Below are 5,222 nucleotides of genomic sequence, written 5' to 3'. Positions count from 1 at the left end.
CCCCATGCCGAACTCAGAAGTGAAACGCCGTAGCGCCGATGGTAGTGTGGGGTCTCCCCATGCGAGAGTAGGGAACTGCCAGGCATCAAATAAAGCCAAAAGCCCCGTACGAAAGTGCGGGGCTTTTTGCTATGGGGAATTTAGGGTATTTAGCTCTACACGCTCTGCTTATCGGGCCGCAAGCCCCTGTACCATCTTATAAAACTCTGCGTAACAGAGTATCGGATCGGTTAAACTAAGCACAAATAAGTCACTTATGAGTAATATGGCTATGTCGAATGGCGACACTTCTCTTCAATCCCTAAATACTTTTTCTCTGGAGGCCTATGCTGCTGAAATCACGCATGTCCGGAGCGCTGAACAACTCATCGTTGCATGGAAATCAGCGAAGAAAAAAGGGCAGCCTTTTTTACTTTTAGGGGAAGGGAGTAATGTTCTTTTCCTGGAGAATTTTGCAGGGTCAGTGGCACTAAATCGCATAAAAGGGATTGAACTGACTGAAAACGCAGAGGAATGGCAGCTACATATAGGGGCTGGGGAAAATTGGCATCAATTGGTTTGTTATGCATTAGAGCATGATATTCCCGGCCTGGAGAATCTTGCGTTAATTCCCGGATGCGTAGGTTCTGCTCCTATTCAGAACATAGGTGCATATGGTATCGAACTGCAGAGTATTTGTGGTTATGTGGATGTATTGGATCTTCAGAATGAAAAAGTCATCCGCTTGCAATCCGATGAATGCCAGTTCGGTTATCGCGAAAGCATATTTAAACATTCCTATAAAGAAGGGTATGCCATTATTGCCGTAGGCCTGAAGCTGACAAAGCAATGGCAACCGAAACTGACTTATGGGGATCTGACTCGCTTAGATCCTGAGACTGTGACTCCCCGTCAGATCTTTGATTTAGTCTGCGCGATGCGGCAGAGCAAATTACCAGACCCAACCGTTACCGGCAATGCAGGGAGTTTCTACAAAAATCCTACTGTTGATGCTTCTGTGGCAGAGAGAATCAGCAGCGAATATCCCTCTATGCCGTCTTATCCGCAAGCCAATGGGCAAATAAAACTGGCTGCAGGATGGTTGGTTGAACAGGCCGGTCTAAAAGGTTTTGCCATTGGTGGCGCAGCTGTTCATGATAAACAGGCGTTAGTGTTGATTAATAAAGATCACGCGAGCAGTGCTGATATACGCGCATTGGCTAAATATGTACGTGATGCAGTTGCAGCAAAATTTGGCATCTGGCTTGAACCAGAGGTTCGTTTTATTGCCGCGAAAGGGGAAGTGGACGCAATGGGAGCGCTGTCATGAAAGATATTACCATTCCTCTGCAATTAATCTCCATTTTGGCTGATGGTGAATTTCATTCCGGTGAGCAGTTAGGTACAGCCATGGGGATGAGCCGCGCAGCGATTAATAAGCATATCCAGACGGTACGTGACTGGGGCGTTGATATATTTACGGTGCCGGGCAAAGGTTATAGCCTTCCGTTCCCTATCGAGTTGCTTGACGCAGAAAAAATCCACGCATTGCTCCCGACGGGCCATGTTGATGTTCTGTCTGTTATTGATTCAACCAATCAGTATCTATTGGACAGAATTGGAGAATTAAGCTCGGGTGACGCATGTGTTGCGGAATATCAGCAGGCCGGGCGGGGACGTCGTGGGCGAAAGTGGTTCTCACCTTTCGGCAGTAACCTTTACCTGTCAATGTACTGGAAACTGGAACAGGGACCTGCCGCCGCAATGGGACTCAGCCTGGTCATTGGGATTGTTATGGCTGAGGTGCTTCAGCGTCTTGGTGCTGAAGCAGTACGCGTGAAATGGCCCAATGATCTTTATCTTAATGATCGCAAGCTCGCCGGAATATTGGTTGAACTGACAGGTAAAACCGGTGATGCAGCACAGCTGGTTCTTGGCGCGGGGATTAACCTTAAAATGCGCGAACCTGCTTCTGATGCCATTAATCAGGGTTGGATAAATTTGCAGGAAGCGGGGGTTAATATTGACCGCAATGAGCTTACAGCTACGTTGCTGAAAGAGTTAAGGTCAGCATTATTACATTTCGAACAGGAAGGATTAGCGCCATTTATTCCCCGCTGGCGTGGTTTAGATAATTTCCTCGACCGTCCGGTTAAATTACTCATCGGTGACCAGGAAATTCATGGTATTGAGCGGGGTATCGATCCTCAGGGGGCTTTGCTGCTCGAACAGGATGGCGTACTTAAACCTTATATCGGTGGTGAGATTTCACTGCGGGGTATCTGATTAAAATAAAGGAGAGCATGTGCTCTCCTTTATTTTTTAATTTCAGTATATTTATTTTCTCAACCGGACGCTTTCAACCGCATGGTTAGCGCTTTTCGTCAGAATTAAGCTCGCTCTTTCACGGGTTGGAAGAATATTTTCTTTTAAATTCAACCCATTAATCTCATTCCATAGCTGCGTTGCAATGTTCACAGCTTCTTCTTCCGGAAGTTTTGCATAATGATGGAAATAAGAATCAGGATCTGAGAATGCTCCCTGACGGAATTTCAGGAAACGATTAATATACCAACTTTGCAATAATTCTTCAGGGGCATCAACGTATATCGAGAAATCGACAAAGTCAGAAACAAATACATGATGTGGATCATGAGGATAATCCATGCCGCTTTGTAAGACATTAAGCCCTTCAAGGATCAAAATATCTGGCTGCTCAATGACTTTATTGCCCTCCGGTATCACATCGTAGATCAGATGCGAATAGACTGGCGCGGTCACATGCCTTGCACCGGATTTAACCTCTGAAACAAAATTCACCAGCTGGTGCATATCATAAGACTGAGGGAATCCTTTTTTCTTCATAATCCCACGCTCCTGAAGCGTCTTGTTGGGATAGAGGAAACCATCAGTTGTAATCAGTTCTACCGAACGGTGCTCGGGCCAACGACTTAATAATGCCTGGAGGACGCGGGCTGTCGTACTTTTACCTACTGCGACACTCCCGGCGATTCCAATGACATAAGGAATTTTCTGTCCATCTGTACCGAGGAACTGCTCAAGCACGGCTTGTCGGCGCAGGTTGGAACTGATGTAAAAATTGAGAAGGCGTGAAAGTGGCAAATAGATCTGTGCAACTTCCTCGAGGGATAAATCCTCGTTTATGCCTTTCAGGTTCACTACTTCTGCCTCTTTCAGCGTAAGCGGTACTGAATCACGTAAGGCTGCCCACTGCGCACGATCGAACTGCAGATAAGGAGTTGCCAAAGATGGGTCTCTTTTTTTCATAAGTTAAAGTCTGCCCGTTAGCGCAGGTCAGGAAAGGCGATCACGCCAACTCCAGACAGTAAACCAGCAGCATATTATAGACACCTTAATTTTTGAGGGAGATCTTTTTCTTATAACTTATCGATTTCTTTGATTGAGTTTAAAATTTTTTGAGAAAGTTATGTAAGCGCGGAAAGCCTATGAAAGTGCGGTGAAATGCTCACAGCACAATTTCAAGGCTAAAAGATGGATTGAGATGTGCTGGTAAAAGGTAATAACTGTTTGTAATAGACTACTTCATTTTTTCTGCTGTAACGGGAGAAATCCTGCCTGAGGAGCGCGCAGCGATACCCTTGTGCTCTGTAGAATGCTTCGGCGTCTGAACCTGATTTCATATCTGAAGACAAAATGGTGCAGCGCAGGCTCTGTGCGGTATTTTCCAGCGCACGTAGTAACAGACGACCCACGCCACGTCTTCGTGCTGTAGCGCTGACCAGCAGAGTACTTACTTCGGCCTGATGAGGTAAATCCGGTGAATGGACCAGGATAAGCTGGACGGTACCAATGACGCCTTTTTCATCCCTGGCGATCCAAAGCAATCGTTCATTTTGACTCAGAGCAGGGCATAAATCCTGAAAAGCGTCCTCAGCCTCTCTTTGACCGTTGACACAGGGGAAACCGACAGAAGCATTTGTCCTGTTAGCTTCAATCAATAGTCGCGCGAGTTCCTCTCTGTAAACCGGTAGCGTTGCGGCATTAAGCATGACAATTTTCATTGCGGCACTCCTTCCTATAATAAAACTCGCCTTCGAAAGGAGATATGCAAGTATTGCGCCAGTAGAAATAGCTCGGGAATCAGGCCTAACCGACAAAGAAATGCCTCTGGATGTACATTTGTGATGCAAAAGCACATTTATAGTGCATAAATCGAACAGCAGTGCGCTGCGAGGGATTTCTGGCGAGGATGAAGTATAAGTAAGGGGGGCGTATCCATCGCGAACGGGCCTGGAGAAATGACGTTTTTGAATACATTTTCACCCTTTAAACAGCAGAAAAGGAGAAAAAGCTTAGTTTTTGAATAAAACATGAGCGATAACGCAAAACATGCAATTTTTTTGTTGCATACCCTGCAAAGTCTCCATAGAATGCGCAGCACTTGATGCCGGCATAGCTCAGTTGGTAGAGCAACTGACTTGTAATCAGTAGGTCCCGAGTTCGACTCTTGGTGCCGGCACCATTCAAGTACTTAACAATTAGGTGGGGTTCCCGAGCGGCCAAAGGGAGCAGACTGTAAATCTGCCGTCATCGACTTCGAAGGTTCGAATCCTTCCCCCACCACCATACAAGCCTTAGCAATGAGGCAGCTTGAAATGATAGAGTCGTTTCAAGTGAAGGTGAGGAATTAAGTGTCTCACGTCCTTTTCCCCGTCTTCGAAGTTCTTCAGAAAAATCAGGTAGCCGAGTTCCAGGATGCGGGCATCGTATAATGGCTATTACCTCAGCCTTCCAAGCTGATGATGTGGGTTCGATTCCCACTGCCCGCTCCAAGTATGTGCTGATATAGCTCAGTTGGTAGAGCGCACCCTTGGTAAGGGTGAGGTCGGCAGTTCGAATCTGCCTATCAGCACCACTTCCAAATTCTCCCTCCTGATTTTCTTTCTGTAAACTAATTCGTCAAGCAAATGCTTGGTTGATGTGGTGATACCACCGATTTAACCGTGTCTTAGAGGGACAATCGATGTCTAAAGAAAAATTTGAACGTAACAAACCGCACGTTAACGTTGGTACTATCGGCCATGTTGACCACGGTAAAACTACCCTGACTGCAGCAATCACTACCGTTCTGGCCAAAACCTACGGCGGTTCTGCACGTGCATTCGACCAGATCGATAACGCACCAGAAGAAAAAGCTCGTGGTATCACCATCAACACTTCACACGTTGAATATGACACCCCGACTCGTCACTACGCGCACG

At 46.3% G+C, this 5,222-nt stretch carries 5 protein-coding genes and 4 tRNA genes; 7 read left to right on the top strand and 2 right to left on the bottom strand.

From position 1 onward, the window contains the following. Nucleotides 1–271: 271 nt before the first annotated feature. Both murB and birA read left to right on the top strand, forming a co-directional pair. On the top strand, nt 272–1,309 hold the full coding sequence (gene murB / locus EVX52_RS25035; protein WP_129955685.1) for a UDP-N-acetylmuramate dehydrogenase: 1,038 nt from the start codon (nt 272–274) through the stop codon (nt 1,307–1,309). Beyond that, nucleotides 1,306–2,265, top strand: coding sequence for a bifunctional biotin--[acetyl-CoA-carboxylase] ligase/biotin operon repressor BirA (birA, locus tag EVX52_RS25030; protein WP_129992348.1), 960 nt, complete (start codon nt 1,306–1,308; stop codon nt 2,263–2,265). The genes murB and birA overlap by 4 nt, the downstream gene beginning before the upstream one ends. A 51-nt stretch (nt 2,266–2,316) precedes the next feature. Here the strand turns inward: birA and coaA are convergent, their stop codons facing one another. Further along, nucleotides 2,317–3,267, bottom strand: coding sequence for a type I pantothenate kinase (coaA, locus tag EVX52_RS25025; protein ID WP_129955683.1), 951 nt, complete (start codon nt 3,265–3,267; stop codon nt 2,317–2,319). Nucleotides 3,268–3,485: 218 nt separating this feature from the next. Next, nucleotides 3,486–4,022: a GNAT family N-acetyltransferase gene (locus tag EVX52_RS25020; RefSeq protein ID WP_129955682.1), complete on the bottom strand. Its 537-nt coding sequence runs from the start codon at nt 4,020–4,022 to the stop codon at nt 3,486–3,488. A gap of 385 nt (nt 4,023–4,407) precedes the next feature. On the opposite strand from EVX52_RS25020, the gene EVX52_RS25015 reads away from it, so the two are divergent. The 5 genes from EVX52_RS25015 to EVX52_RS24995 form a co-directional block, all read left to right on the top strand. Then, a tRNA-Thr gene (locus EVX52_RS25015) sits at nt 4,408–4,483 on the top strand. Between the two features lie 19 nt (nt 4,484–4,502). After that, nucleotides 4,503–4,587 (top strand) — tRNA-Tyr (locus tag EVX52_RS25010). A 131-nt stretch (nt 4,588–4,718) separates the two neighbouring features. Next, nucleotides 4,719–4,793 (top strand) — tRNA-Gly (locus tag EVX52_RS25005). Between the two features lie 7 nt (nt 4,794–4,800). Continuing rightward, nucleotides 4,801–4,876 (top strand) — tRNA-Thr (locus tag EVX52_RS25000). A 108-nt stretch (nt 4,877–4,984) separates the two neighbouring features. Beyond that, nucleotides 4,985–5,222 (top strand): GTP-binding protein (locus tag EVX52_RS24995; RefSeq protein WP_238485749.1); only part of this gene is annotated, 238 nt, incomplete at its 3' end.

Source organism: Rahnella sp. CFA14(1/10) (assembly GCF_004195095.1).
In the GTDB taxonomy this organism is placed as follows: domain Bacteria; phylum Pseudomonadota; class Gammaproteobacteria; order Enterobacterales; family Enterobacteriaceae; genus Rahnella; species Rahnella perminowiae.
The sequence above is the reverse complement of the archived record's forward strand: the minus strand, read 5'-3'. Positions and strand labels throughout refer to the sequence as shown.